The 26444-nt window shown below is 69.7% G+C and carries 26 protein-coding genes; 16 read left to right on the top strand and 10 right to left on the bottom strand.

The window, feature by feature from the left end; genetic code table 11:
* Nucleotides 1-87 precede the first annotated feature (87 nt).
* Both AB0I12_RS37945 and AB0I12_RS37940 read left to right on the top strand, forming a co-directional pair.
* Nucleotides 88-1179: a hypothetical protein gene (locus tag AB0I12_RS37945; RefSeq protein ID WP_359939741.1), complete on the top strand. Its 1092-nt coding sequence runs from the start codon at nucleotides 88-90 to the stop codon at nucleotides 1177-1179.
* A 46-nt stretch (nucleotides 1180-1225) separates the two neighbouring features.
* Complete coding sequence (locus AB0I12_RS37940; RefSeq protein WP_359939738.1) at nucleotides 1226-1738, top strand: YciI family protein; 513 nt, start codon at nucleotides 1226-1228, stop codon at nucleotides 1736-1738.
* Here AB0I12_RS37940 and AB0I12_RS37935 read toward each other — a convergent pair whose 3' ends face one another.
* A complete protein-coding gene (locus AB0I12_RS37935) occupies nucleotides 1739-2416 on the bottom strand; it encodes an alpha/beta hydrolase (RefSeq protein WP_359939735.1) in 678 nt (225 codons plus the stop codon). It lies immediately after the preceding gene.
* The gene (locus AB0I12_RS37930; RefSeq protein WP_359939732.1) at nucleotides 2416-2832 is read right to left on the bottom strand and encodes a MarR family transcriptional regulator; all 417 of its coding nucleotides are present in this window, start codon (nucleotides 2830-2832) and stop codon (nucleotides 2416-2418) included. Before AB0I12_RS37930 ends, AB0I12_RS37935 begins: the two co-directional genes overlap by 1 nt.
* Before the next feature lie 92 nt (nucleotides 2833-2924).
* On the opposite strand from AB0I12_RS37930, the gene AB0I12_RS37925 reads away from it, so the two are divergent.
* A complete protein-coding gene (locus AB0I12_RS37925) occupies nucleotides 2925-3809 on the top strand; it encodes an LLM class flavin-dependent oxidoreductase (RefSeq protein WP_359939729.1) in 885 nt (294 codons plus the stop codon).
* 99 nt (nucleotides 3810-3908) lie between these two features.
* Here the strand turns inward: AB0I12_RS37925 and AB0I12_RS37920 are convergent, their stop codons facing one another.
* From AB0I12_RS37920 to AB0I12_RS37910, 3 genes are all read right to left on the bottom strand, one after another.
* Complete coding sequence (locus tag AB0I12_RS37920) at nucleotides 3909-4700, bottom strand: oxidoreductase (RefSeq protein ID WP_359939726.1); 792 nt, start codon at nucleotides 4698-4700, stop codon at nucleotides 3909-3911.
* Entirely contained in the window at nucleotides 4697-5380 is a 684-nt protein-coding gene (locus AB0I12_RS37915) for an RraA family protein (protein ID WP_359939723.1), read from the bottom strand. Before AB0I12_RS37915 ends, AB0I12_RS37920 begins: the two co-directional genes overlap by 4 nt.
* Nucleotides 5381-5490: 110 nt before the next feature.
* Nucleotides 5491-6033, bottom strand: coding sequence for an AAA family ATPase (locus AB0I12_RS37910; RefSeq protein ID WP_359939720.1), 543 nt, complete (start codon nucleotides 6031-6033; stop codon nucleotides 5491-5493).
* Between the two features lie 84 nt (nucleotides 6034-6117).
* On the opposite strand from AB0I12_RS37910, the gene AB0I12_RS37905 reads away from it, so the two are divergent.
* Complete coding sequence (locus AB0I12_RS37905) at nucleotides 6118-7377, top strand: AlkA N-terminal domain-containing protein (protein WP_359939717.1); 1260 nt, start codon at nucleotides 6118-6120, stop codon at nucleotides 7375-7377.
* On the opposite strand, the gene AB0I12_RS37900 is transcribed toward AB0I12_RS37905, so the two are convergent.
* Nucleotides 7374-8108: an isocitrate lyase/phosphoenolpyruvate mutase family protein gene (locus AB0I12_RS37900; protein WP_359939714.1), complete on the bottom strand. Its 735-nt coding sequence runs from the start codon at nucleotides 8106-8108 to the stop codon at nucleotides 7374-7376. The two genes, AB0I12_RS37905 and AB0I12_RS37900, sit on opposite strands and share 4 nt — an antisense overlap.
* A complete protein-coding gene (locus AB0I12_RS37895; protein WP_359939711.1) occupies nucleotides 8105-8401 on the bottom strand; it encodes an antibiotic biosynthesis monooxygenase in 297 nt (98 codons plus the stop codon). Before AB0I12_RS37895 ends, AB0I12_RS37900 begins: the two co-directional genes overlap by 4 nt.
* A 168-nt stretch (nucleotides 8402-8569) precedes the next feature.
* Between AB0I12_RS37895 and AB0I12_RS37890 the strand changes: the two genes are divergently transcribed.
* Nucleotides 8570-9364: a methyltransferase domain-containing protein gene (locus tag AB0I12_RS37890; protein WP_359939708.1), complete on the top strand. Its 795-nt coding sequence runs from the start codon at nucleotides 8570-8572 to the stop codon at nucleotides 9362-9364.
* A gap of 11 nt (nucleotides 9365-9375) precedes the next feature.
* On the opposite strand, the gene AB0I12_RS37885 is transcribed toward AB0I12_RS37890, so the two are convergent.
* A complete protein-coding gene (locus AB0I12_RS37885; RefSeq protein WP_359939705.1) occupies nucleotides 9376-10185 on the bottom strand; it encodes a TrmH family RNA methyltransferase in 810 nt (269 codons plus the stop codon).
* Between the two features lies 1 nt (nucleotide 10186).
* A complete protein-coding gene (locus AB0I12_RS37880) occupies nucleotides 10187-11269 on the bottom strand; it encodes a LacI family DNA-binding transcriptional regulator (RefSeq protein WP_359939702.1) in 1083 nt (360 codons plus the stop codon).
* A 222-nt stretch (nucleotides 11270-11491) separates the two neighbouring features.
* Here AB0I12_RS37880 and AB0I12_RS37875 point away from each other — a divergent pair, with 222 nt between their 5' ends.
* The 11 genes from AB0I12_RS37875 to AB0I12_RS37825 all read left to right on the top strand — a co-directional run bounded on the left by AB0I12_RS37875 (nucleotide 11492) and on the right by AB0I12_RS37825 (nucleotide 25264).
* On the top strand, nucleotides 11492-12778 hold the full coding sequence (locus tag AB0I12_RS37875) for an extracellular solute-binding protein (RefSeq protein ID WP_359939699.1): 1287 nt from the start codon (nucleotides 11492-11494) through the stop codon (nucleotides 12776-12778).
* Nucleotides 12775-13728, top strand: a complete 954-nt coding sequence (locus tag AB0I12_RS37870) for a sugar ABC transporter permease (protein WP_359939696.1) — start codon at nucleotides 12775-12777, stop codon at nucleotides 13726-13728. The genes AB0I12_RS37875 and AB0I12_RS37870 overlap by 4 nt, the downstream gene beginning before the upstream one ends.
* On the top strand, nucleotides 13715-14596 hold the full coding sequence (locus AB0I12_RS37865) for a carbohydrate ABC transporter permease (RefSeq protein ID WP_359939693.1): 882 nt from the start codon (nucleotides 13715-13717) through the stop codon (nucleotides 14594-14596). Before AB0I12_RS37870 ends, AB0I12_RS37865 begins: the two co-directional genes overlap by 14 nt.
* Before the next feature lie 23 nt (nucleotides 14597-14619).
* Nucleotides 14620-15384: an SDR family oxidoreductase gene (locus AB0I12_RS37860; RefSeq protein WP_359939690.1), complete on the top strand. Its 765-nt coding sequence runs from the start codon at nucleotides 14620-14622 to the stop codon at nucleotides 15382-15384.
* Complete coding sequence (locus AB0I12_RS37855; protein WP_359939687.1) at nucleotides 15372-17111, top strand: heparinase II/III family protein; 1740 nt, start codon at nucleotides 15372-15374, stop codon at nucleotides 17109-17111. The genes AB0I12_RS37860 and AB0I12_RS37855 overlap by 13 nt, the downstream gene beginning before the upstream one ends.
* On the top strand, nucleotides 17111-19045 hold the full coding sequence (locus tag AB0I12_RS37850) for a hypothetical protein (RefSeq protein WP_359939684.1): 1935 nt from the start codon (nucleotides 17111-17113) through the stop codon (nucleotides 19043-19045). Before AB0I12_RS37855 ends, AB0I12_RS37850 begins: the two co-directional genes overlap by 1 nt.
* Entirely contained in the window at nucleotides 19042-19626 is a 585-nt protein-coding gene (locus AB0I12_RS37845) for a hypothetical protein (RefSeq protein ID WP_359939681.1), read from the top strand. Before AB0I12_RS37850 ends, AB0I12_RS37845 begins: the two co-directional genes overlap by 4 nt.
* A gap of 29 nt (nucleotides 19627-19655) precedes the next feature.
* Nucleotides 19656-20708 (top strand): right-handed parallel beta-helix repeat-containing protein, encoded by a 1053-nt coding sequence (locus AB0I12_RS37840; protein ID WP_359939678.1) that lies wholly within the window; start codon nucleotides 19656-19658, stop codon nucleotides 20706-20708.
* Nucleotides 20709-20908: 200 nt separating this feature from the next.
* On the top strand, nucleotides 20909-21940 hold the full coding sequence (locus AB0I12_RS37835; protein ID WP_359939675.1) for a GDSL-type esterase/lipase family protein: 1032 nt from the start codon (nucleotides 20909-20911) through the stop codon (nucleotides 21938-21940).
* Nucleotides 21941-21950: 10 nt separating this feature from the next.
* A complete protein-coding gene (locus tag AB0I12_RS37830) occupies nucleotides 21951-24260 on the top strand; it encodes a polysaccharide lyase 8 family protein (RefSeq protein WP_359939672.1) in 2310 nt (769 codons plus the stop codon).
* A gap of 35 nt (nucleotides 24261-24295) precedes the next feature.
* Entirely contained in the window at nucleotides 24296-25264 is a 969-nt protein-coding gene (locus tag AB0I12_RS37825) for an acetylxylan esterase (RefSeq protein ID WP_359939669.1), read from the top strand.
* On the opposite strand, the gene AB0I12_RS37820 is transcribed toward AB0I12_RS37825, so the two are convergent.
* Nucleotides 25227-26414, bottom strand: coding sequence for a hypothetical protein (locus AB0I12_RS37820; protein WP_359939666.1), 1188 nt, complete (start codon nucleotides 26412-26414; stop codon nucleotides 25227-25229). The genes AB0I12_RS37825 and AB0I12_RS37820 overlap by 38 nt on opposite strands.
* Nucleotides 26415-26444: the final 30 nt, after the last annotated feature.

Genomic DNA, 26444 nt, shown 5'->3' with positions numbered 1-26444 from the left:
CGGCCTCGTCGGCCTCGGACCGCAGGGAATAGGGTCGGCTCGGGCGGGAGTTGAAGGTTGCGACGGAGTGTCTGAGCGAGGAGAACGATGAAACCCACCGAGTTCGTGAAGGTGAACGGTCAGTTCTGGGGGGAGCACCTCAAGGGAGTGGCCGGGCATCTGCCGGTGAGTCACCGCAGCGAGTTGCCGGGGCCGATGCTGTTCCCGCGGATGATGGTGCTGACCGAGACGCCGGACTGGAACATCCTCGAGCTCGTCGGCCTCAGCCGCGAGTACCGCAGCCTCGAGGTCCGGCGGCAGAAGGTGGGCAGCATCGAGGAGTACTTCGGGCTCGGCGGCGGCCGCACCGTGGTCGCGAACCTGCAGGGGCAGAACTGGTTCAAGGACGCGACGATCGCGACCGAGGCCGGCCGGAAAACGCTGGTCGAGCAGTTTCCGAAGGCCGGAAACATGCTCGGCGAAGAGCTTGTCGGCCCGGCCGACGAGCTGCTGCGGTTCGCGCCCGGAAACTACTCGACCTTCGACCGCGCCCTACTCGTGCAGACGTCCGGGGACTCGCTGCGGGCGCACTGGGTGTTCTTCGCGCTGGCGATCCACCGGTCGGAACCGGCCGACAAGTACCTCGATTTCCTGCGGAACTACATCAACTCCCGCCCGCACCTCGACCCGGTGGGCACGATCAGCCTGCCGATCGACCCGGCCGCGCTGAAGGCCGACGCGTTCGAGAGCACCTACCTCGCGCACGGCCTGCAGGACAGCGGCGTCGACGATTTCCTGGACAAGCACGAGGGCATCCTGCTGTCGGCGTTCGACGCGACGAAGCTGGTCCGCCGGCCGGCGCTCGGCGACCTGCACCCGGACTTCATCCTCGAGCGCTCCGACGGCAGCCACATCGTCGGGCGGCTCGAGCTCCCGGTCGTCGACTCCGTGAACGGAAAGAAGCGGCGCCGCGTTTTCCGTACGCCGGTGCAGGACAGCGCGGCCGAGCTCGCGCAGTACGCCGAGTACCTGAAGAACGCGGAGAACCGCGCGCAGGTGAAGTCGAAGTACGACGTCGACGTCGCCGACCCGCGCGAGGTCCTGATCGTCTCCTCCCACGAGCCGGTCACCCCGGCCGCCGGCGTGGAGGTCATCGACTACGACACCATCCTCCGCTTCCACCTCGCCACGAACGGCTGACGCGCCTCCCCACCACCGTGCCCCGGCTGGTCCGTAGGGTCTGCCTATGGAGTACTTCGTGTACGGCCGGGACGCGGTGGACGGGTTCGACATCAAGGTCGCTCTGAACGAAGAGCACTGGACCTTCATGGACGGGTACGCCGACGGGCTGATCGCCCGCGGCCCGACGCTGACCGAGGACGGCGAGCGGACCACCGGCAGCCTGCACATCGTCGACCTGCCCGACGACGAGGCGGTCCGATCCTTCGCGTACGACGAGCCGTACTATCGCGCCGGCGCCTTCGAAACCGTGGAGATCCACCGTTTCCGCAACCACTACCCAGGCCGCACGATGTGGGACTTCACCGGCACCCCCGAACGCCGCTACCTGGCACTCACCAAAGACGCCGCACGCCCGCTCACCTCGGAACACCTGATCATGTACGGCGACCTGCTCGACGGCGACACCCACGTCGGCCGCGCCGCACTCCTGGAAGCCCCGTCCGCGGAAGCAGCCGCCGCACTGATCCAGGCCGACGCCGCCGAAGTACACCCCTGGGAGTTCGGCGGCCGCCGCTAGTCAAACGCGGAGCAGGCGATCCGCAACGACCTGGGCGACGCGCTGGCCGTCGGCCGACGCGTCGCCCAGCCCGCACGTGCTGTGATTCAGACCGTCGAACTCCAGGTACTCGAACCCGATACCTTCCAGCACCGGCCGCAGCCGCCGGAAACGCCGGATCGCGGGGTCCGCGGTGCCGAGGTAGGCAACCTTGGCGCCGGCGTACAGCCGGAGCTCGTGATGCCAGTCGTACGAACGGTACGTCCGCCAGAACTCCAGTGCAGCCCGCGGCAGCCGAGGCTCCCGTTCCATCCGGCGCATCTCGCCGTCGGTCGGGAACCCGATCGGTGTGACCCCGCCCATGACGAGGGCCGCGGCACGGTCCGTCGACCTGGCAACGAGGGCCGCCATGCAGGCCGGCTGCGAGAATCCCCAGATCCCGAACCGGCCGATCCCTTCGTGATCGAGAACCGCGAGGACCTGGTCGCCGACGGAGCCGAAGCCGTAGTCGTCCGGCCGGTCGCCGGCGCCGAAGCCGACCGGATGGATCTGCAGCACCCGGAAACGCTGTGCGAGCGGCGTGACGACCGGATAGTCCAGTGGGCGGCGATTGTTCTTCATCAGCACGAGGGCCGGCCCGGCGCCGCTCACCCGGTACGCGATGCGCGCGCCCGAGCGCTCGACGTACCGGTAGGTCATCAGATGATGGATTGCAGGGCGGTTGCCAGGGTTTGGCGGGTTGTGGTGGGGAGGGTTGCCGTCAGGGTATTGATGCGGTCGACGACGGCGTTGTGGGCCTCGTGGGCCAGGGACAGGCCCTCGGGGGTCAGTTCGATCTGACAGGCGCGGCGGTCGGTCGGGCTGGGGATGCGGGCCACCAGGGTGCGGCGCTCGAGGCGGTCGACCATGCTCGTCAGGCTGGAGCGTTCGATGCTCAGGATGCGGCTGAGCTCGGTCATGCCCAGCGGGCCGGCGATCAGCACGCACAGAAGGTGCGCCTGTTGCGGGGTGAGGCCGAGCGGCCGACTGGTCTCGGCGTGCACGTCCTGCAGCCGGTGCATGGTCTGCACCAGCGCACTCGCGAGGTCGGTGTCCCGGGCCGTCGTCGTCACCATGGCTCCATGATAGTCCGCTGGCCTAATAGTTTGTGGTTCGAATGATTCGTGCTAGAACTAGTTAGAACAGCGAACTACCTGAGGAGTGCGACATGAACGTGCGGTTCGGATACGGCTCGCCGGACGCGGTGCGGGAGGCCGGCGCGATCGTCCGGCTCGCGCAGCAGGCGGACCGGGACGGTCTCGACCACGTCAGCCTCGCGGACCACCCGTACGTCGCGGACATGCTCGACGGGTACGCCGCGATCGCGTTCGTCCTCGGACGCACCGAGCGGCTGTCCGCGTTCGTGAACGTGACCAACCTGCCGCTGCGGCCCGCGCCGGTCCTCGCCCGGACGGCGACCTCGCTGTCGGCGCTGTCCGGCGGCCGCTTCGTCCTCGGCCTCGGCGCCGGCGGAGCGTGGGACCGGATCACGATGATGGGCGTCCCGGAGCTGCGCCCGGCCCAGGCGGTCGAGGCTTTCGAGGAGGCGATGCAGCTCGTCCACTCGCTGTCCGACGGAGGTTCGCCGGCGCCGACGAAGCACTACCCGATCGGCGCGCTCCGCCCGGCCGCCGTACCCGCACCGCTGATCTGGACCGGCTCGAACGGCCCGAAATCGCTGGCCGCGACCGGCCGGAACGCCGACGGCTGGATCCCCGGCCACGCCGCCGACTGGCTCAGCGACCGGTACCGCTGGTCCCGGCCGATCATCGACGAGGCAGCCCTGTCGGTCGGACGGAAACCGTCGGACGTGGCGACCGTCTACAACTTCCCCGGCGCGATCACCGCGACCCCGCTGCCCCGCACGCGGGACGAGGACGGGCGCTGGCTCGGCGGATCGCCGGCGCAATGGGTCGAGGAGCTCACCGACGCGGTCCTGAACCACGATGCGGCTGGTTTCACGCTGTTTCCGCGCGGTACCGACCCGTTCGAGACGCAGCTGTCCCGCTGGTCGCAGGAGGTCGTCCCCGCCGTCCGCGCCGCAATCAGCTGAGCGCCGCGAAGCCGGCCGAGCCCAGCCGAGGGCGCGAGGTCGGCCGCGACCCAGCCGAGGGCGCGAGGTCGGCCGAGCCCAGCCGAGCGACGCGAGGGATCAGCTGAGGGATGCGAGGTCGGTCGCGGACAACTCGAGCGCGCCGGCCGCGACGTTCTCCTCGAGGTGCCGGACGCTGCCGGTGCCGGGAATCGCGAGGATGTTGGGGGAGCGGTGCAGCGTCCAGGCGAGGCGGATCTGCTGCGGCGTGGCGTCGTGGGCCGCGGCGACCGCGTCGACGGCTGCCGAGGAGATGGCGTCGGCGATGGATCCGAAGGGGACATAGGCGATCCCCTGCTCGGCGCAGAAGCGGATCACCTCGTCTTCGTCGCCGCGGCGGTCGACGGCGTAGCTGTTCTGCACGCACACGACCGGCGCGATCGCGAGCGCTTCCCGGACGTGTTCGAGCCGCACGTTCGAGACGCCGAGCTGCCGGATCAGTCCCTCGTCCCGCAGCGCCACGAGCCACCCGAACCGCTCGGCGAGCGAGCCGTCGCCGGTGATCCGCAGATTCACGACGTCCAGACGGTCGACGCCGAGCTGCCGCAGATTGGTCTCCACCTGCTCGCGCAGCTCCGCGGCTGTTGTCGCGTTGTAGAACCCGCGCTCCGGATCGGTGCCCGGCCCGACCTTCGTCGCGATCACGAGGTCGGCCGGGTACGGCGCCAGGGCCTCGCGGATCAGCTCGTTCGCGGGTCCGTAGAACGCGGCCGTGTCGATGTGGTTGACGCCGAGCTCGACCGCGCGACGCAGTACGGCGAGCGCGGCCGGTCGATCCGGGCCGGCCTTGATCCGCATCGCTCCGAAACCGAGTCGGCTGACGGTGACGTCACCCAACTGCCATGTGGTCATTCCTCGATCGCTCCACGGACCGCGCGCAGGTGCTGCCGGAACGTCAGCGACGGGTCGGCGGCCCGGCGCTCGAGGTACTGCGCGAAGCTCACCTGCTCGCGCAACGACCGCCCGGCCCGGATCGCGTCCGCCTGTCGGCGCTCGGTGTCCCGGATCGACTCCGCCAGCCCGAACAGCTCCTCCAGCCGATCCGCCGGGACGAAGATCGCGCCGTCCTCGTCCGCCAGGACGACGTCGTCCCGGGTCACCGTCCAGTCGCCGATCGTTGCCGTGGACAACGCATCGGCCGACTGCGGGTCGAGCCGCAGCGGACCGGTCGGCAACGCGCCGAGGCTGAACACCGGCAGGCCGATCGCGGCGATGTCGACCGTGTCCCGGTGCAGTCCCCAGATCACGATCCCCACCACACCGGCGGCCGCGGCCTCCAGTGCGAGCAGGTCGCCGACGCAGGCCTCGTCCCGCCGCCCGCCGTTGTCGACGACCAGTACGTCGCCGTCGGCCGCGGACTCGAGCGCCTCCAGGAAAACGTCGACACTTCCGACGTGCTGCGCCGGTAGCACCCGGCCCGCGACCCTGCTGCCGGTCACCGCGGTCAACGACACCGTCCGCACGGGAACCTTGGCCCGCAGACAAGCATCGGCCACATGCGCCGTCGTCAGCCCGGCAAACCGCTCCAGCATGCCCATCACTCCTCAGGTGGTGCCCAACGACAGGAGGTCTCTCTGCCCTCCCCGCTCGCAGTCTCCTCCCGAACCGCGCCCGGTGGGGGCATGTCCTGTCGTTAGGTACCTCACTCCCGGCGCAGGAAGGCGAGGATCTCGTCCAGTGGCGGCTCGGTCGTGGTGTCCACGGTCAGCGAGGGAACCGGGAGATCGACGGCCTGGAAGGCGTTGTGGGTCCGCAGCCGCGCGTCCGGACTGATCTGCTTGTCCTCGTGCGCCGCCCGGCGCGGGTCGCTGGTCGTCCGGGCGGTGATCCGCTGCAGCGCGACCTCCGCCGGGACCGTGCAGTGCAGGATCCGGAGGTCGGCGCGGCCGAGCAGCGGGCTCAGGCCGGGCGTCCACAACCGGTCCTGGAACGCCGCCTCCGCGACCACCGTCGTACCGCGGCCGACCAGCAGGCCGATCACGTCGAAGAACGTCGACAGCGTGCGCATCGTCAGCGGGTCGCCCGGGCCCGGCACGAATCCGGGGGTGGCGTGCGCCATGCCTTCCTTGATCTCGTCGCGGCAGATCGCCGGGCAGCCGATCGCCGTCGCGATCCGGTGCGCCAGCGTCGTCTTGCCGGTCCCAGGAGGACCACTGACCACGACGAGCATCGGTTTCGGCTGCACCCGCCGTACCTTATCCGTCACCGTGGGCACTCGGTGTAAACCGCGTGTCAGGAACTGTCGGAGGCCGCCTCTAGCGTGGCTTCCGTGACCACGTACTCGGCGGTGCGGACGACCGGGATCTACTGCCGGCCGGGCTGCGGAGCCAAGCCGCTGGCGGAAAACGTGAGCACTTTCGAGCTGCCCGCCGCCGCGGAGGCGGCCGGGTATCGCGCCTGCCTGCGCTGCCGGCCGTACCGGGTGGCCGGGACGGTCGCGGACGAGACCCCCGAGCTGGTCTGCCGCGCGGTGCAGCTGATCATCGCCGGCCTGCTCGACGAGGCCGGCGAGGACGCTTTGGGGGCGCGGCTGGGGGTGTCGGCGCGGCACCTCCGGCGGATGTTCCACGAGCACCTGGGGGTCACGCCGGACCAGTTCGCCCGCTCCCGCCGGGCGCATTTCGCGCGCCGCCTGCTGGACGACACCGACCTCGGCATCGCGGAGGTCGCGTTCGCGGCCGGGTTCGGAAGCCTGCGGCAGTTCAACCGGGCGATGCGGGAGATCTTCCGGGCCACGCCGCGGGAGTTACGCGACCGGCGCCGTCGCGGCGATCGCCTCGCGGCCGACGGCGGGCTGGTGCTGCGGCTGCCGTTCACCCCGCCGTACGACTGGGAGGCCATGAGTTCGTACCTCGCTGCGCGGGCCGTCCCGGGCGTCGAGTCGGTCGTGGACGGTGTGTACCGGCGGACGATCTCGCTCGACGGCGAGCCCGGCCTGCTGGAGATCGGTGCGGGCGGCGAAGATCACCTGATCCTGCGTGCGCACCTGCCGTTCTGGGAGGGCGTCATCCATGTCGTCGACCGGGCCGCACGCCTGGTCGGGCTCGACTGCGAGCCGGTCCGTGCGCGTGCGCATCTGTCCGCGGATCCGGGGCTCGGGCCGCTGGTGACGGCTCGGCCCGGCGTTCGCGTGCCGGGGGCGTGGGGCCCGTTCGAGGTCGCCGTCCAGGCCGTCGTCCGGGACCGGCTCGCTCCGGACGAGGCGAGCGACGCGCTGCGCAAGCTCGTCGAGGTGTACGGCGTGCCGGTGCCCGGGCTCGGCCATGGCCTGACGCACGCGTTCCCCGGACCGGAGGCGCTGGCCGCGGCGGAAATGATCGGGCCGTTCGCCCGGGAAGTTGCTAACGGCAACATCAGGCTGGAGGACGCGGAGACGCTGGTCCCGGCGCTGGAGACCGTCGTCAGCGGCCGGGCGGCGCAGGAGATCGCGCTGCGCCTCGGCGCCCGGGACGCCTGGCCGCTCGGCGGCGAGGTCGAGCACCTCCGCCCATGGCGCTCGCTCGCCGCCGTCTACCAGCTGGTCGCCTAGTTGCCGACGGTCATTCCCAGATAGGTGCCACTCGTCAGCAGCTCCTGGGCCGCGGCCGTCGCGAGTGCGTACGCCGCGCTGGTGATCGCCGGCCCGACGCTGATCCGCGCCACGCCGACCTCCGCGAGCTCGGCGACCGACGGCGCCCCCGGACCGGCCATCACGTTGAGCGGCAGCGGCGAGTCCCGGACGAGTCCGGCGATCGTCGGCAGGTCGACCACGCCCGGTACGAACAGCACGTCCGCGCCGGCGTCGGCGTACAGCTTCGCGCGCTCGATCGTTCCGGTCCGGTCGCCGAACAGGTACGTATCGGTCCGTGCGTTGATCACCAGGCCGGCGTCGACGGCGCGGGCCGCCTTGATCCGCGTGGCGTGCACCTCCGGTTCGTCGAGGACCCGTTCGGTGCTGTCCTCGAGGTTGATGCCGACGGCACCTGCCTCGAGCACCGCGGCGACAGTGCCCGCGACGTCGCCGTACCCGGCCTCGACGTCGACCGTCACCGGCACCGAGACCGCCGCGCACACCGCGCGTATCATCGTGAGCGCCGCCGATTGCGTCAGCTCGCCCGCGTCGTCCACGCCGAATGCCCAGGCGACACCTGTGCTCGTCGTCGCGATCGCCGCCGCGCCCGCGGCCTCGATCGCCCGCGCCGAGCCGGCGTCCCAGGCGTTCGGCAGCACCAGCGGCGGCTGCCCGTGCAGTTCCCGCAGCCGCCGCGCCAGGTCGTTCACAGGCTGACCAGCAGTTCGTGGTCGACCTCGACGAACTCGACGATCAGGTCGGCGAACCGGCCCGCGATCAGTTCCTTGTACGCCGCCGACCCGGTGTGCGCGTCGTACGCCGCCTGGTCCGCGAAGTGCTCGACGAACAACAGGTAATCCGGGGTCGCCGGGTCGCGGTACACCCGGAAGGACAGCGTGCCTTCCTCGGCGCCCGGCCCCTTCGGCGCGAACTCCTGCACGATCGCCTCGGCGGCTGCCTGGTTGCCGTCCTTCAGCTTGATCGGAAACACCTTTGCCAGCATCGGATTCCTCCTCGATGGTCGAAGTACTGCAAGGTTCGCGCGCCCGAGGGGGTCCGGTCTGGCCATATTCGGCCATGAACGTGGTCTCGAATTGCAAGACAATATGTCTCATTGAGCAAGACTCTGGATTAGCGTGGGGTGCGATCGGCGAGGGCAAAGGAGCCTGGTATGAACAACGTCTACACCCACGGCCACCACGAGTCGGTGCTGCGGTCGCACAGCTGGCGGACCGCGCAGAACTCGGCCGGCTACCTGCTCGAGCAACTGCGGCCGGGGATGTCGCTGCTCGACGTCGGCGCCGGTCCCGGCACGATCACCGCCGATCTCGCCCGCCTGGTCGGGCCCGGCCGGACGACGGCGCTGGAGGCGAACGCCGCCGCGCTCGACATCACCAGGGCGGCGTTCGAGAACCTGGATCTCGACGTCGAGTTCGTCGTCGGTGACGTCCACGCGCTGGACCTGCCCGACGACACGTACGACGTCGTGCACGCCCACCAGGTCCTGCAGCATGTGGCCGATCCGGTGCAGGCGCTGCGGGAGATGCGGCGCGTCTGCAAGCCCGGCGGGCTCGTCGCGGTCCGCGACTCCGACTATCACGGGTTCGTCTGGTACCCGCAGCTTCCCGAGCTGGACGAGTGGATGGAGCTCTACCAGCGGATGGCGCGCGCCAACAGCGGCGAACCGGACGCGGGCCGGCGGCTGCTGTCGTGGGCGCTCGCGGCCGGCTTCGACAACGTCGAGGCGACCACGTCGACCTGGGCGTTCACGAACCCCGCGGACCGTGCGTTCTGGGGCGGCATGTGGGCGGACCGGATCCTCCAGTCGGCGCTCGCGGACCAGGCGCGCGCGGCCGGCGTACCGGAGGAGACGCTGACCGCGATCTCACAGGCCTGGCGAACCTGGACGGATACCCCCGACGCCACGATCTCGATCCTGCACGGCGAGATCCTCTGCAGGGCGTGAGGCCACCGGTGCTAGCGGACGCGGCGCTGGCGGGAGATCTCGTAGAGGACGGCGGTCGCGGCGTTGGCGGCGTTGAGCGAGCTCGCTGATCCGGTGATCGGGATCCGGACCAGGTGATCGGCGGCGTCCTTCCACGCCGTACTCAGGCCGGCGGTCTCGTTCCCGATCAGCAGCAGCACCGGTTGGGCGAAGTCGAAGGCGTCCACGTCGGTCGGCCCGTGCTCGTCGGTGCCGACCACGACGACGGGCACTGCGGACCGGCGTACCCAGTCGAGGACCTCGCGATGCGACGGCGCGCGGACGGCGGGGACCGCGAACAGCGATCCCGTCGTCGCGCGCACCGCCTTCGGGTCGTAGACGTCGGCGGCGTGTCCCGTCACGATCACGCCGTCGGCCCCGAACGCGTCGGCGGACCGGATGATCGACCCGATGTTCCCCGGTCCGGTCGGCCGGTCGAAGACGACGCCGAGGAACTCCGGCCCGACCGGGATCCGCTCGAGCTCGTCGGCCGGCAGTTCCAGTACGGCGATCAGCTCGGGATCGTCCTTCTCGCCGAGCTCGGCCAGCAGCTCCGGCGCCATCGCGACCCGCTCGACGTCCGGCAGCCGGCGGAGCAGGTCCGAAGCCCAGCGGGACAACGGGCGGGACGCGTCGGTGATGATCGTGCGCACCGGCCAGCCGTTGTCGACGGCAACCGATATCGGCCGGACGCCCTGCACCAGGAACTCGCCGGACCGCTGCCGTTTGGTGCGATTGGTCAGCGACGCCTGCCACACCTGGAACCGGGCGTTCCGCGACGAGATCCGTTGCACCGGGCTCATTTTACGACGGCGTCCGCTCCGCCGGCGGCGCGGTCGACTCGCGCACAATCAGCTCTGGACGGAACAGCAACGACTGGCCCTGCGTCGGCCCGGAGTCGTCGAGCCGGGACCGGAGCTGGGTGAAGGCGGCCGCGGCCATCTCCTTCATCGGCTGCCGGACCGTGGTCAGCGTCGGCGCGTAGAGGTCCGCGAGCACGATGTCGTCGAAACCGACCACCGAGACGTCCTTGCCCACCTCGAGCCCGCCGTCGCGCAGCCCGCGGCAGACGCCGAGCGCGCACATGTCGTTGATCGCGACGATCCCGGTCGGCGGCTCCTCCAGCGCCAGCAGCTCGGCCGCGGCGGCGCGACCCAGCTCGGAGGCCTCGACGTCACCGAAGTCGTCCGCGTCGCCCTTGACCGGCGCGCGCACCGACGTCGCCGGATCGATCCCCGCCTGCTCGAGAGCGGCCGTGAACCCGCGGTACCGCTCCTTGCGGTTGACGCTCGCCAGCGCGCCGGACACGAACGCGAGCCGGCGGTGCCCGAGATCGGTGAGGTGTTGCGCGGCGAGCTGGCTGCCGATCGCGTTGTCGACGCTGATGCTGACCAGCGACGCCGGGTCCCCAGCCTGCGACGTCCGGTCGAAGGCGACGAGCTGCAGTCCGCGCTCGACGAGCGGCATCACGTGCTCGAGCGACGGCAGCGACGAGCACAGTACGACGCCGTGGACGCCATCGGCCCACAACTCGTCGACGTAGTCGCGCTCGCGGCGCGGATCGCGCTCGGAGTTGCAGAGCAGCACGTGGTACCCCTCGGCCAGCGCCGCGGACTCCAGGTGCCGCGCGAGCGCACCCCAGAACGGGTTGCCCACCGACGGGACGACCAGCCCGATCGTGGTGTTCCGGCCGGTCCGGAGCTGCCGGGCGGCCCGGTTCGGCCGGTAGCCGAGCTTGTCGATCGCGCGCTCGATCCGCTGCCGGGTCTCGGGCAGCATCCGGTGGTTGCGCCCGTTGAGCAGGTTCGACACCGTGCTCGGCGAGACGCCCGCCTCGGTCGCGACCTGCTGGATCGTCACCTCGCCAGTTCTCAATTCACCGCCCACCCGCGCATTCTGTCACCCCGTGGTGCTGCCGTATCGCAGTGCAACGATGCATCAGGTATCGCCGAAAGTCCAGCGACAGCTCGTCGGCGTCTACCTCTTGACGTGCCGCGAAATCCGTTCCTAGCATGCGGTGCATCGTTGCACCAGCCGCGCATAGCTGCGCCGCTCCGGTTGGTAGATCGTTGCACCACTCCTCTTCCGCAGCACCACGAAAGGCGCGCCATGGAGTACACCCGCAGATCAGTCCTGACCGCCCTCGGGCTCGGCGCCGTCGCCGCGGCCACCGGGTGCTCCGCGTCGGGCGGCACCACCCAGGCGGCCGCCGACGGGCCCGTCGAAGGCGAGATCAGCCTGCTCACCCCGCTGTTCGAGGGCAGCACCGGCAAGGAGTTGCTGGAGGGCAAACTGCTGCCGGCGTTCAAGCAGAAGAACCCGAACGTCACGGTCAAGGTCGACTACACGACGTACGCGGCCCTGAACGAGAAGATCACCACCAGCCTGGCCGGCGGCCTGATGCCGGACGTCGTGATGCTCGGCGTCGGCTGGATCCCGCCCTTCGCGCACAAGAAGGTGCTCGCGCCGCTGCCCGACGAGCTCGCCAAGCGGTACGACTACGAGGACCGCGTCCTCGAGCCGTCGCGGTTCGACGGCAAGCTGTACGCGTTGCCGATGGTCCTGGACACCCGGATCGTCACCTACCGCAAGGACCTGTTCGCCGAGGCCGGGATCACCGCGCCGCCGAAGGACTGGGCCGAGCTGCGGTCGATGGCGAAGGAGCTGGCGCGGACCGATGCCTCCGGCAAACTCACCCGGGTCGGGTTCGACCCGTTCTCGATCGATCTGCGGCAGTGCTGGGAGACGTTCCTGTTCGCCAACGACGGGAACCTGTTCGACGAGGCCGGGCAGCAGGTCAAGTTCGACGACGAGCGTGGTGTCGAGGCGCTGCAGCTGTTCCTCGACGTCATCAAGGACAAGTCCGCGGACTACTCGTTCAAGTCGTCGGCCGGTCAGCCGACCACGCTGCAGCAGGGCCGCTCCGCGATGATGATGTCGAACAACTCGCTCTGGGTGCAGCTCAAGAAGCAGAACCCGGAGCTGCTCGCGGAGGACAAGGTCGGCGCGTTCATCCTGGCCAACAAGGTGCCCGCGATGCTGCAGGGCGGCACCATGGTGGCCCGGTCGGCCTCCTCGAAGCACGCCGCGGCGGCGCAGGCGCTGGTCGAGTTCATGGGTACGCCGGAATCGATCCTGCCGACCGCGGAACAACGCGGTTCCGTGCCGGGCGTCCAGGACCTGCGGACCTCGGACTACGTGAAGAACAACGGTTTCGTGAAGCTTGCCCTGGACAACATGAGCAAGGCCCGGTCGGAGGGCGGCACGGCGGCCTGGATGGAGATCCGGGAGAAGATCAAGACCACGCTGGAGACCGCTGTGGTCGGCAAGCGGACCGCCAAGGAAGCGATCGACGAGCTCGCGAACCTGAGCAAGGAAGCGATCTCGCGGCTGTGAGCGGAACGATGGTGTCGACGCGGGACCGGGTGCGGGCGACCGCATCCGGACCGTCCGCAGCCCCGCCGCGGCAGCGGGGGCTGCTGCGCGCCCGCCGCCGCGCCGGTCTGCTGATGGTCGCGCCCGCCGTGCTGCACGCGCTGATCTGGATCGGCATTCCGCTGGTCGCCGCGGTCGTGCTGAGCTTCACGTCGTACGACGTCCTGACGCCGCCGCGGTTCGTCGGGCTGGATAATTTCCGCGACCTGGTTTCCGACAGCGTTTTCCGGCGCGCTGTGCTGAACACCAGCATCTACACGTTCTTCACCGTTCCGGTGGCGATGGCGATCGCGCTGCTGATCGCGCTGATGCTGAACACCCGGCTGGCCGGGCGGGCGATCTTCCGGACCGCGATCTTCATCCCGCAGGTGACCGCGACGATCGCCGTCGCGCTCGTGTGGCTGTGGATCTATGACCCGCGCAGCGGCCTCGCCAACGCCGTCCTGTTGTTCCTCGGGCTGGACGGCCCGGCCTGGCTGTCCTCGACGGACTGGGCGATGCCGGCCGTGATCGTGGTCGGGATCTGGCAGGGGATCGGCCTGAAGATGCTGATCTACCTGGCGGCGCTGCAGAGCCTGCCGACCGACCTGTACGAGGCGGCGTCGGTGGATGGCGCCTCGAAGGTCCGGCAGTTCTTCAGCCTGACCCTGCCGCTGCTGCGGCCGGCGACGTTCTTCGTCTTCGTCACCTCGGTGATCGGCGCGTTCCAGTCCTTCGACCAGGTGTACATCCTGACCGACGGCGGGCCGGCGAACAGCACGACGATGATGACGTACGAGATCTACAAGTCCGCGTTCCGGGAGTTCCGGATGGGATACGCGTGCGCGCAGAGCCTGGTGTTGTTCGCGCTGCTGCTGTTCCTGACCCTGCTGAACCGGCGGATCACCGGAGGCGACCGTGCCACCCGTTGAGACCTTGACGCGGGTCCGAACCGGCCGGATCGCGCTCTACCTGACGCTGACCGCGATCTCCGTCGTGATGATCGTGCCGTTCGTCTGGATGCTGCTGACCTCGGTGAAGACCCCCGGCGACATCGCCGCGGTGCCGCCCCGGTTGTTCCCCACGGAATGGGCTTTCGGAAACTACGCCGACGCGTTGCGGGCGGCGCCGTTCGCGACGTACGCGCGGAACAGTTTCGTGATCGCTGTCAGCCACACCGTGCTCAATGTGCTGATCGCGTCGATGGCCGGGTACGCGCTGGCGCGGTTGCGGTTCCGGGGGAGTTCGCTGATCTTCCTCGGGTTCGTCGGGGCGCTGATGATCCCGACGTACACCAAGATCCTGCCGGAGTTCCTGATCGTGCGGTTCATGCCGCTGTTCGGCGGGAACGACATCACCGGGCAGGGCGGCACCGGGTGGCTGGACACCTGGTGGGCGCTGATCATCCCGGGCGCGGTGAGTCCGTTCTCGGTGTTCCTGTTCCGGCAGTTCTACCTGGACCTGCCGGTGGAGCTGGAGGAGGCCGCCCGGCTGGACGGTCTCGGTGAGCTCGGCATCTACGCGCGGATCATGACGCCGCTGGTGAAACCCGCGTTCATCACCGTCGCGCTGCTCACCTTCGAGGGGTCGTGGAACAACTTCCTCTGGCCGCTGCTGGTGACCAAGAGCGACAGCCTGCGGGTGATCCAGGTCGGGCTGTCCGTGTTCCGCACCGAGAACGACACCCAGTGGGCGTTCCTGATGGCCGGCACCACCCTGGCCACCGTGCCGATGGTGGTGCTGTTCCTGATCGGGCAGCGCTACTTCGTCCAAGGTTTCGCGACCGCGGGCATCAAATGACAATCGACGGAAGGACTGTTTCTATGACCGGGGAACTGCAGGGGACGCGCGCGCTGGTGACCGGGGCCGGGCACGGCATCGGCCGCGGGATCGCGCTCGGCCTGGCGGCTGCCGGCGCGGACGTGGTGGTGCACTACGGAAAGTCCGCCGCCGCGGCCGCGCAGACCGTTTCCGGCATCGAGGAACTCGGCCGGAAGGCGATCGCGGTCGGCGCCGACGTGACCTCGACGGCGGAGGTCGACCGGTTGCTCGACGAAACGGTCGGTTTCCTCGGCGGCCTCGACGTGCTGGTCTGCAACGCCGGCCACCTGATCGGGCGGGTCCCGGTCGAGGAGATGACCGACGAGCACTACCAGCAGGTCGTGGACGTGAACCTGGGCGCGACGTTCCGGACCACCCGGGCCGCGATTCCGCACCTCGCGCAGTCGGCGAACCCGCGGATCGTCACGATGGCCTCGCTCGCCGCGCACAACGGCGGCGGTCCCGGCTCGGTGATCTACGCGGCGGCGAAGGCCGGGATCCGCGGGTTCACCAAGGGGCTGGCGAAGGAGCTCGGGCCGCGCGGGATCACGGTCAACGCGGTCGCGCCCGGATACATCGCGGACACCGCGTTTCATAACACGTTTTCCACGGCCCAGGCGCAGACGAACATGGTCGCCGGAACGCCGATCGGCCGCGCCGGACAGGTCGAGGACGTGGCGAACGCGGTCCGGTTCCTCGCGCTGCCGGCGTCTGGTTACCTGACCGGTATCACCATCGACATCGACGGTGGCACGTGGCCGCGCTGACTCCGCCGACGGAACGCGGTGGCTGGTGGCACGAGTACGTGTGTCCGGCACACGGTGTCGAGCTGGCGCACGTCGGATTCGATTCCGGAAACTTTCCGGAGGGCGGCGTTCCGTGCTCCTACGGTTGCCGGGTCGACACCCCCGCGGTGCGCGGCGCGTGGACGGTCCTCGCCCATCACTTCTGGGCGCGGCGGATCCGGCTGCTCTCGTACGACGGCGGCGGGGCTGACCTGCTCACGTCGTACGCGCGGTTGTACGTGGAGCTCACGAAAGCGGGGGAGCACGAGCAGGCGCAGGGGTGGATGCAGCGCGGACGGTTGTTCCACCAGGCGCTGACCGATGCGGTGTGGGGTGTGCCGATCGCCCACTCGATCCTGAACCTGGCCGGCCGGGCCGAGCTGGGGGAGACGCTCCCGATGCTCGACGACATGGTCGCCGGCGCACGCCGGGCCCGCGACGCGATGGTTGCCCAGGACAAGTTCTCGTCGAACTACACCGCGTGGTTCAACGCCCTCGGGACGACCGCGAGTCAGGCGGGCGCTGCTGTTCGGGGCGAGAGCTGGTCCGGAGCCGAGGAGTGGTTGACCGGTGAACGTGGCCAGTTCGCGCACATGGAGGCCGCGACCGGCGAGGACGGCTGGGAGTGGGAAGGAAGCACGTACTACCACGGCTTCGTTCTGCGGGCCTATCTGCTGAGTCTGCGCGCTGTCGATCCGTCATCGGTGCCTGATCGCCTGGAGCGGATGCTCGCGGCGCTGGCCTCGATCGCCACCGACGGCGGCATCCTTCCGGCCCTCCACGACGGTCCGTATCTCCGGGCTCCGTTGGCCTTGGAGTGGCTGGAGATCGCTTCGCTCGCCCGCCAGTTCACCACCGCGTACGACCTGAGCGCTGTTGCGGACCGGGCGCTGGCGGAGGTCGGCCCCGAGTACGACGGCCTCGAGGACAAGCTGACCAACTGGTTCGACGGCCCACCCCGTACCCCCGCGGCGGACCCCGCCCCGGTCGAGGGTGGCTCGCCGGCCGGCGGGTCGTTGCTGGTCAGTTCTTTCTACGCGGTGCTTCGCGTGCCCGGTCTTCAGGCGATCCTCGACCACGGCCCGCATGGCGGCTCCCATGGGCACCACGACAAGCTCGCGCTCTACCTGTACGGCGCGAAGACACCGTGGCAGCCCGACCCCGGCCAGGTGCCGTACGGCCATGCCGAGTGGCGCGCGCACTACAAGTCTGCCGCCGCGCACCCGACGATCCGCATCGACGGCCTCGAACCCGCCGAGGCGACCGGCCGGCTGACGTCCGACGCGGAGTCGGTGACGGCCACCGTCGACGGCTGGTACGACGGGGTCCGCGCAACCCGGAAACTCATTTCCGGAAACAGTTACCTGGTGGATGTCGTCCGGGTGACGGCGGATCGCGAGCGCGAGATCGTGCTGCAGTTCCGCCCGGACGTCGACCTGACCGTGGAGGTCGGTCCGGACGCGGTACGGACGACGTGGGCGGGCGACGAAACGCTGTACGGCTACCACCTCGCCGACGCCGTACCGGTGACCCGCCCGGGCCCCGGTCCGGCCGACGATCCGCAGCGGACCCGGACCTGGCTCGACTGGACAGTTGTCGGCGCGACCGCGACGTACTGCTCCGTCTACTCGACCACACCGCTCGACGTGCGGCTGGTCGGCGACGTGATCACGGTGGACGGAAACGATCACGCGATCGGAGGACTGTGATGTTCGACGATCGCATCGACGAGGTACGCGCCGGCCTCGACGGACGGTACGCCGCGCAGTGGCGGCGGTTGCGCGAGCAGTGCGACTGGTACCGAGCGCAGACCCCACCGACCGAGCACCCGTCCGCGAGCATCACGTACTTCGGCCCGGCCGCCGCCAACCTCGCGCTGGCCTACCGCCTGACCGGCCACGAGGGATACCGCCGCGAGGCGGAGCGTTGGATCTCGGCCGCGATCGGCTTCCCGCACTGGGGCAAGGCCCACCTCCCGGACCACGACCTCGACGCGGGTTGGTTGTTGCACGGGCTGTCCCTCGCCTACACCTGGTTGGGCGACGACTTCGCTCTGGCCGGCGACCTGCGCGCCAAGCTCGAGCTGCAGGGGGCGCGGCTGTACGAGTTCGCCGTCGAGACCGAGGGCTCGTGGTGGAGCTCGTCGTACTGGCAGAACCACAACTGGATCTGCTACACCGGGCTCGCCGCGGCCGGTTATGCGCTGGGGCGCACCGAATGGACCCAGCGCGCCAAGCGGAACTTCGAGACGGTCGTCGAGTTGCTGCCGGCGGACGGGTCCGACATGGAGGGCGTCGTCTACTGGCGGTACGGCGTGCCGTGGCTGGCGACGTACCTGGACCTGCTCCAGGACCGGGAGGGTCTCGACTGGTGGCAGCGCTGCCGGTTCCTGGCGAACACGTTTTCCTACCGGCTGCAGCAGTGTGCGCCGGGATTCGAGGAGAACATCGATCACGGCGACTGCCACGACCGGCGCAGCGGACACGGCGTCGCGCTGTACCGGAAACTCGCTTCCGCGTACCGGATCGGCGAGGCACAGTGGCTGGCCGATCTCGTGTCCGAGCGGTTCTTCTGGCGGGAGGCGTACGCGAGCGGTGTGAAACCCGGCGTGATGCCCGAGGCGTACCTCGAGCTGCTCTGGTACGACGACTCGCTGTCCCCGGTCGATCCCGCGAAGAACACGCCGCTGTCCGCGTACTTTCCGGACCTCGGCCTGGTCACCGCGCGGACCGGATGGGACGACGAGGCAACGATGGTGTCGTTCAAGGCCGCGCCGGGCGGTGGGCATCAGGCGTGGGAGACATCGCACCGGCTGGACCGCGAGCGCGGCTGGGACACGCTGAGCGCCGGGCATCATCACCCCGACTCGGGATCGTTCGTGCTCACCTCGCGCGGCGCTTTCCTGGCCGTGGACGAGGGATACAGCAACCGCAAGCGCGCGGGCGACCACAACCTGATCCTGGTCGACGGCCTCGGGTACGCCGACGAGGACCGGTACCACGTCTACAAAGGAATCCCGTACGAACGCCAGGCGCGGATGGTCGACGTCCGCGCGGCCGACGGGATGGCCCACGCCACAGCACAGATCGCGGCGATGTACCCGCCTGAGCTGGGCATCACCCGACTGGACCGGACCCTCGTCTTCACGCCCGCCGGCCGGCTCGTCCTGCTCGACCGGTGCGCGGCCGAGGCGCCGCGCGACTGGACACTGTTGCTGCACGCCGACTGGCCGATCGAGTACGGCGACGAGATCGCGCTGCGGTCGGGGTCCGCGCAAGCCTGGGTCCGGCTGCACACACCGCTGACCGTGGAGTCCGCCGTGACCGAGGTCGAGGCCAACCCGACGTCCAGCACGCCCAGCCTTCGCCTGACCCGCACCATGCACACGCTCCGGGCCACTGCTCGCCGGACGATGACCACCACCCTTCTCACAACCATCGAACCCACGTCGTCGCTGCACCCGGCACCACCGACCGCACGCCGCCTCGACCTCGCCCGCGGCCACGGAGTCGCCTTCGCCGACGAGACCGTGCTGCTCGGCGACGACGAGGGCACCATCGAAGGCGCCGACCTCCAGCCTGATTGGGCCGGCGCGGGGATCCGCGCGGTCATCGTGACGCCGGACGGGCGGATCACGGTATGACCGGGGGAGGGCTCGGCCGGCGCGCGCTCGACTGGCTCGGCTGGATCGCGAGCCCGGCGATGGCCGGCGCGGCCTTCACGATCCTGTGCCTGGGGATCGTGACGTGGCTTCCCGCCCTGGCGGCGGTCGGGTTCGCGCTCCACCGGTGGCGGACCGACGGCGACGCGCGGTGCTTCACGGGGGTGTTCGCCGGATGGCGCAGGTACTGGCGCCCGCTGCTCCCGCACTCGGTGCTGATGACGATCGCCGCGGTGATTGCTGCCAGCAACTTGTCGTTTCTTTCCGGTCGTTCCGGCCCGCTCGTCCTGACGCTGTTCATGATCCACGTCGGCCTGTTCGCCGCCGCGGTCACCTATCACCTCGCGCTCGCGGTCGCCGCGGGCCGCCACCCGTCCGGATCAGCCGCCGACTGGCGTCGTACGGCGTTCCGCCTGGCCTTCACCTCCGTCCCGCGCGGCACCGCACTCCTCGGCGCCGCCGTCGCCGCACCGGTCTTCTCGCTTCCGATACCAGCAGGTCCCTTGCTCCTCGGCACCACAGTTCCGGTTCTGGTCGGCCTGCTCGTCGCCGACCGCCCATAGGCAGCAACCGCCCACTCAGGAGGACCACCATGTCCAGAGCTGTCCCGATCCTGCTTCTCGGCGCCGCGCTGGCGCTGCCTGCGATCCCGGCGCACGCCGCGACCGACTACTACGTCGCCACCACGGGCAGCGACGCCAACTCGGGTACCTCGACCGGTACGCCGTTCGCGACGATCCAGAAAGCGCTTGACGTCGCTCCCCGCGGCGCGACCGTACACCTTGCCTCCGGCACCTATCTCCAGGACGCGGTGACGATCCGGTCCGGGGTCACGATCACCGGGCCGTCGAGCGCGGTCGTGAAAGGCGCCGGAAACTCGCGCATCCTCCAGATCCAGCACGACGGCGTGACGCTGGACGGGTTCACGATCGACGGCTTGTTCGGGTCGTCGTCCAGTAAGGCCGGGTACCGGGACAAGCTCGTGTACGTGATGAGCACGTCGCCTGGTGACGGCGTGGGCACGTTGACGATCCGGAACTTGCGGTTGAAGAACGCCGGCGGCGAATGTCTGCGGCTGCGGTACCTGATCACGAACGCCGACGTGCACGACAACACCGTCGGCCCGTGCGGCGTGTACGACTTCAAGTTCGGCGACGGCGGTAAGAACGGCGAGGGGATCTACCTCGGCACCGCGCCCGAGCAGCAGGGCGCGAACGGTGCACCCGACGACCAGCCCGACCGCAGCCGGAACAACCACATCCACGACAACACGATCGCGACGTACGGCAACGAGTGCGTCGACGTGAAGGAGAACTCGACCGCGAACGTCGTCGAGCACAACGACTGCAGCCAGCAGCAGGACCCCAGCTCGGGCGGGCTGGACGCGCGCGGCAACGGAAACACGTTCCGCTACAACACGATCCACGACAACGCCGGCGCCGGCGTCCGCCTCGGCGGCGACACGGAAACCGACGGAACCGACAACAACGTCTACGGAAACACCATCACGAACAACGCCTCCGGCGGCATCAAGTTCATGCGCACACCCCAGGGCCAGATCTGCGGCAACACGATGTCCGGCAACACCGGAGGAAACTCCGTAGGCACCTACGCCACCAACTTCAACCCGACAGCGACCTGCTGATGCCCGGGACACAACACACCCCCGAGTCCGGCGCCGCTCAGGAGGGCTCGCGTCGGGTGTCGTCAGAAGTGACGGCTGGTGGGGTGTCGCGACGGGTTGTTCTTGGTGGGACGGCCGGTGGGGTTCTTGGTGGGTTGTTTGGCGCGGTAGGTGCGGGATCGGCGGCCACCGCGTCGGTTAGGCAGGGCGTGGGATCGTCGGTGGGGACTCATGGTCAGTGGGCCGCGAGTTGGGCGACTGCGCAGACTGCTCCGACGCCCACGGACGCCGACGCAAGCGCCGGGTTCACCGACACCACCCTGCGCTACGCCCTTCACCTCTCGGCAGGAACAGGTGCTGGCGTTCGGCTGCGGTTCGCGAATCCGTTCGGCGCGACGGCTGTGGTGGTCGGACCGGTAGCGGCGAACGGTACGCCGGTGCTGTTCGGCGGGGAGAAGGAGATCCTGCTCGCGGCCGGCGCGACTGTAGTGAGCGATCCGGTGGAGATGGTGGTGCCGGACGGCGGGGAGCTGGTGGTGAGTATGTACCTGCCAGGCCCCACCGGCCCCCTGAGCTTCCACCGGAACGTGCACGCGACCGGCTCCATCGGCAACCGCCCGACCAACTCCGTGTTCCTGCTCAACGGCGTCGACGTACCGGCGGCCGGGCGCCGCGTGGTCGCGATGCTCGGCGACTCGATCACCGAAGGAGTCGGCACGCCGGACAACGCGAACCTCCGCTGGCCGGACCAGTACGCCGCACGGTTCCGCCGGCGCCCCGCCGTCGCCAACCTCGGAATCAGCGGAAACCGTGTTCTGCTCGACGACGCCCGCTTCGGACCCAGCGGCCAGTCCAGGTTCGACCGCGATGTACTCGGCCTGCCGAGTCTCCGGACGCTGGTCGTGTTCCTGGGCATCAACGACATCCAGCAACCGCCCAGCCAGACCGACCCGGCACGGATCCTGCAGGCCTACGACCAGCTGGTACGCCGCGCGCACGATCACGACCTCGAGGTGATCGGCGCGACGATCGGCCCGTTCAAGGGCTGGATCCGTTACACCGACGCTCTCGACGAGGTCCGCAGCGACGTCAACGCCGCACTCCGGCAAGGCCGTGTCTTCGACCGCCTCCTGGACGTCGATGCGGCGCTCCGCGACCCGGCCGACCCGGCCCGGCTCCGCCCCGGCTTCAACAGCGGCGACGGTCTGCATCCCAACGCCGCCGGCGCAAAGGCGATCGCCCTAGCCCTCTGAGAGGACCCACATGCCTGATTTCACCCTTCGTCGCCGTACCGTCCTCGGCGGCATGCTCGGCGGAACGGCGCTCGTCGCCCTCCCCACACCGACCTGGGCCGCCGGGTCCACCGACGAGCTCCGCCTCCGCTGGCAGACCCTGCTCACCGGCGGGCCGACCGTCGACCCGAGTGATCCGGACCTCGCGGTAGCGATCGCCCGCGTCGACCGCCTCGCCCAGTCCGCGCTCAGCACCCTCGACCGCTCGGCAGGCCGCACCACGCTCTGGCCGGACCTCGCGAGTACAACGCTTTCCAACCACGTCGCGTCGAACTTCCGCCGGATCAAGCAGATCGCGGTGGCCTGGGCCACCAACGGATCGGCGTACCAAGGAAACGCGTCCGTCGCCGACGACATCCGCGGTGCGCTCGACTGGATGTACACCAATCGCTACAGCCCCACACTCCCGCGCTACGACAACGACTACGACTGGGAGATCGGCGGTGCCTCCGCGTTCGCCGACACCCTGGTTCTGCTGTTCGACGCGATCCCGGCGGAAACCCGGACGAAGTACACGGAGGCGATCAACCACTACACGCCGGACCCGAACCTGTGGCGCGCCGACCGGCAGATCGCGACCGGCGCGAACCGGGTCTGGATCGCCACCGTGGTGGCCACCCGCGCGGTCCTCGACGGCGACACAGCCGCGCTGGTCCGCGTGCGCGACGCGATCAGCGACGTCGAGGGCAGCGGTGCGAACAGCGTGCTCGCGTTCAACGACGCGCCCGGCCGGGTCGACGGAACGGGCGAGGGTTTCTACAGCGACGGCTCGTTCCTGCAGCACTACAAGCACCCGTACAACGGCGGGTACGGCAAGGAACTGCTCGGAACGCTTTCCGCCCTGCTCTACCTGCTCGGCGGTACCGAGTGGACCGTGACCGATCCGGACCTCGAGAACATCTACGGCTGGGTGACCGACGCCTTCGACCCGTTGATGGTGCGCGGTGACCTGATGGGCTCGGTCTGCGGCCGGGAGATCGCCCGGCCCAGCAAGCAGAACCACGCCCCGACGCAGACGGTCGTCGAAGGCACGCTTCGCCTGATCCCGGCCGCGCCGGCCGACCGCGCAGCGCAGTTGACCGCGCTCGTCAAGCAATGGATCACCGAAGACACTTTCCGGGATTTCCTGAAGGTCACGGATCCGGCCTCGCTGGTGGCGGCCCGGAACATCCTGGCATCGCCGGCACCCGCCCGCGGCCCGCTCGTGCTGCACAAGCAGTACCCGCGGATGGACAAGGTCGCGCATCACCGGCCCTCGTTCACGATCGGGCTGAGCGCCTACTCGTCGCGGATCTACAACTACGAGTCGATCCAGACCGAGAACCTGCACGGCTGGCACCTGTCCGACGGCATGGTACTGCTGTACGACGACGACCTCGGCCACTACTCGGGCGACTACTGGCCGACGGTCGACCCGTACCGGTTGCCAGGGACAACGGTCGACACCCGGCGACTGGCCGACTCCTACGGTTTCCGCAGCACCAGTGAGGCTGATTGGGTGGGCGGCGCCTCGGTTCCGCGACGGACGATCGGTGCCTACGGCATGGACCTGCGTGGGTACGGAACCGGTCTGCGGGCTCTGAAGAGCTGGTTCCTGATCGATGACGTGATGGTGTGCGTCGGCTCGGACATCACGGGCGACGGCACGGTCGAGACGATCGTCGAGAACCGCAAGCTGCGCACCGGGCAGGAGACGTTCACGGCGGCACCCGGCTGGTGTCACCTCGAGGGCACCGGGGGCTACGTCTTCCCGGACCGGACGCCGATCCGGACGCTGCGCGAGAACCGGACCGCGACCTGGCGGGAGATCAACCTCAAGTACGGCACCGACACGCCCGTCACCCGGTCATACCAAACCATGTGGTTTGCCCACGGCACGGCACCGGTCGCGCAGGGCTACTACTACGTGCAGCTGCCGACCGCGACGCCGGAGGCGACGAAGTCCTTCGCCGGCAAGCTTCCGGTGCAGAAACTGCGAGCCGACTCCACGGCGCACGCGGTCCGGATGAAGAACGTCCTGGCCGCCAACTTCTGGAGCGCCGGCACTGTCGCCGAACTGACCACCGACGGACCGGCCTCCGTCGTGGTCGCCGGCGGCACGGTCGCGATCTCGGATCCGACCCAGACCCGTCCGTCGGTCACCGTCGACCTCGACACGCCGGATCTCCTGCTGACGAAGGCCGATCCGGGCGTCACAGTCACCCGCCGCGGCCGCGGTTGGCGCATCGTCGTCGACACCACCGGTCGCCACGGCAACGCCGCCACTGCCTGCTTCCACTGAAGTCCACTGAGAGGAAACACTTCATGCTGGTCGATATGCCACTGGACCGGTTGCGCGAGTACCGGCCGGAGCCGGAGGAGCCCACGGACTTCGACGCGTTCTGGAAGCAGACGCTCGACGATGCTGCCGGGCGGCCGATCGACACCCGGTTCGCGCCGTACGACGCACGTCTGGCGACCGTCGAGGTCCAGGACGTGACGTTCAGCGGATGGGGCGGTCAACCGGTCAAGGCGTGGCTGCTCCTGCCGCGCCACCGGACCGGTCCGCTGCCCGCGGTCGTGCAGTACATCGGGTACAACGGCGGCCGGGGGATTCCGTACGAGTGGCTCACCTGGAGCGCGGCCGGATACGCGCACCTGATCATGGACAACCGCGGCCAGGGCGGCGGCGGAAAAACCGTTTCGGAAACTCCGGACATCGCGCCGGAAGGACACGGATCGTCGGCACCGGGTTTCCTGACCCGCGGAATCGAGGATCCGGCCAAGCACTACTACCGGCGGCTGATCACCGACGCGGTGCGCGCGGTCGATGCGGTGCGGAGCAGCCCGGACGTCGACGCCGACCGCGTCGCGGTGGTCGGTGGCAGCCAGGGCGGCGGGCTCGCGCTCGCGGTCGCCGGGCTGCGCGCGGACCTGTCCGCGGCGATCGCCGACGTACCGTTCCTGAGTCATTTCCGGCGCGCCTCGCAGATCACCGACAACGGGCCGTACGCCGAGATCGCGCGCTGGCTGAAGGGGCACCGGTTCGAGACCGAGACCGCGATCGGCACGTTGTCGTACTTCGACGCGGTGAACTTCGCCGCCCGTGCGACGTGCCCGGCGTGGTTCTCGGTCGCGCTGATGGACAACATCTGCCCGCCGTCGACGGTGTTCGCGGCCTACCACGCCTACGCGGGGCCCGCGCAGATCGAGGTGTTCACCTACAACGGTCACGAGGGCGGCGCCGAGTACGACCTGCCGCGCAAGCTCAATGCGCTCGCCGGCGTCTTCGGCCGCGGTGCCTGAGCCGGAGCGCGCCCCACAGGAGCAAGGCCGGTAGCCAGAGCAGCACCAACCAAGGAAGTCGCCACCAGCCGGACTCGCCGTCGAGTTCCGGCTGGGCGGCGGCGACCAGCGGCCGGGCAGACGTCGACCAGGCGAGAAACGCGTCCCCGATCGGCACCGCGCCGAACGCGTACCGCTTCGTCTTCAGCCCGCTGAACGGCAACCCGACCAGCTCGCCCGTCCGCGCCAGCCGATCGGCGAGCGGGTCGTGGTGAATCCGGGCCGCGCCCAGCGCGACGACCGTCGCGGAAAGACTCATTCCGAACACCAGCGGCCCGGAGTCCACGTCCCCCTGGCCGCTGGTGCCCTCCGGGTACTCGCGGACTCCGAGCCCGTTGACGAACTTGTCCTTGAAGCTCGCGTACTGCGTTCGCGCGAACGCCGGATCGATGTCGGCCAGGAACCGCTGGATCATGGCCTGCGACGAGCCCCGCGCGCCGGAAACCCGCGGAACGACCTGATGCGGAAGCAACCCGGTCGCCGGATCCAGCCGCGTCTTCGCCGCCGTCACCCAGTTGCGCGCGGTCCGGTCGAAGCGCGGCGCGACCAGCGCGTCGTACAGCCGGAGCGAGGCGATCGCGACGACCGAGTCGACCGGCCAGGCCTGTCCCGGGTAGGCGGCCAGGAACGGCGTCTTCGCGGTCCGGAAAGCGGTGGCGATCTCGACCGAGTCGCTGCTGAACGCATCCCGGTCGGCGGCCTCGGAGTGGCCGAGCGCGATCAGACCGCCGCGGAGCCAGTTCGTCCAGCCTGCGTAGAAGACGCCGTACCGCGGTTGCAGCGACGCGTCGAACGGAGCGGTCCCGTCCTCCGAGGCGATCCGGTCGAGCGCCCAGCGCACTTCCGCGGTCGCGTGGGCGGAGCGCGCCGGATCGTCGATGCCGACCTGGACCCAGCTGAGCCCGTAGAGCACGTTGAGGAAGAAGAAACCTTCCGGAAACTGTTTCTGCGCGGCCAGGTCCGCGCCACCCTCGAGCTCGGCGCGCAGGAACGCCAACTGCTTCACCACACCCCGGGCAGGATCGGTCCACGGAAGCACCAGACGCGCGGTCCCCACCCCTGCCACCAGCGTGGCGACGACCGCCACACCGATCACCAGCTTGCGCAGCACCCGGCTCAATCTAGACGGTGACCGGCAACC

Source organism: Kribbella sp. NPDC050459 (assembly GCF_040655315.1).
Taxonomy (GTDB): domain Bacteria; phylum Actinomycetota; class Actinomycetes; order Propionibacteriales; family Kribbellaceae; genus Kribbella.
The sequence above is the reverse complement of the archived record's forward strand: the minus strand, read 5'-3'. Positions and strand labels throughout refer to the sequence as shown.

Bases quoted from the DNA above. Each gene is read 5' to 3' on its own strand.
- AB0I12_RS37845 (WP_359939681.1), top strand. From the start codon at position 19,042: ATGACCGGGGGAGGGCTCGGCCGGCGCGCGCTCGACTGGCTCGGCTGG.
- AB0I12_RS37895 (WP_359939711.1), bottom strand. From the start codon at position 8,401: ATGCTGGCAAAGGTGTTTCCGATCAAGCTGAAGGACGGCAACCAGGCA.
- AB0I12_RS37920 (WP_359939726.1), bottom strand. From the start codon at position 4,700: ATGACCACATGGCAGTTGGGTGACGTCACCGTCAGCCGACTCGGTTTC.
- AB0I12_RS37850 (WP_359939684.1), top strand. From the start codon at position 17,111: ATGTTCGACGATCGCATCGACGAGGTACGCGCCGGCCTCGACGGACGG.
- AB0I12_RS37935 (WP_359939735.1), bottom strand. From the start codon at position 2,416: ATGACCTACCGGTACGTCGAGCGCTCGGGCGCGCGCATCGCGTACCGG.
- AB0I12_RS37930 (WP_359939732.1), bottom strand. From the start codon at position 2,832: ATGGTGACGACGACGGCCCGGGACACCGACCTCGCGAGTGCGCTGGTG.
- AB0I12_RS37875 (WP_359939699.1), top strand. From the start codon at position 11,492: ATGGAGTACACCCGCAGATCAGTCCTGACCGCCCTCGGGCTCGGCGCC.
- AB0I12_RS37830 (WP_359939672.1), top strand. From the start codon at position 21,951: ATGCCTGATTTCACCCTTCGTCGCCGTACCGTCCTCGGCGGCATGCTC.
- AB0I12_RS37825 (WP_359939669.1), top strand. From the start codon at position 24,296: ATGCCACTGGACCGGTTGCGCGAGTACCGGCCGGAGCCGGAGGAGCCC.
- AB0I12_RS37925 (WP_359939729.1), top strand. From the start codon at position 2,925: ATGAACGTGCGGTTCGGATACGGCTCGCCGGACGCGGTGCGGGAGGCC.
- AB0I12_RS37885 (WP_359939705.1), bottom strand. From the start codon at position 10,185: ATGAGCCCGGTGCAACGGATCTCGTCGCGGAACGCCCGGTTCCAGGTG.
- AB0I12_RS37915 (WP_359939723.1), bottom strand. From the start codon at position 5,380: ATGCTGGAGCGGTTTGCCGGGCTGACGACGGCGCATGTGGCCGATGCT.
- AB0I12_RS37890 (WP_359939708.1), top strand. From the start codon at position 8,570: ATGAACAACGTCTACACCCACGGCCACCACGAGTCGGTGCTGCGGTCG.
- AB0I12_RS37945 (WP_359939741.1), top strand. From the start codon at position 88: ATGAAACCCACCGAGTTCGTGAAGGTGAACGGTCAGTTCTGGGGGGAG.
- AB0I12_RS37860 (WP_359939690.1), top strand. From the start codon at position 14,620: ATGACCGGGGAACTGCAGGGGACGCGCGCGCTGGTGACCGGGGCCGGG.
- AB0I12_RS37940 (WP_359939738.1), top strand. From the start codon at position 1,226: ATGGAGTACTTCGTGTACGGCCGGGACGCGGTGGACGGGTTCGACATC.
- AB0I12_RS37840 (WP_359939678.1), top strand. From the start codon at position 19,656: ATGTCCAGAGCTGTCCCGATCCTGCTTCTCGGCGCCGCGCTGGCGCTG.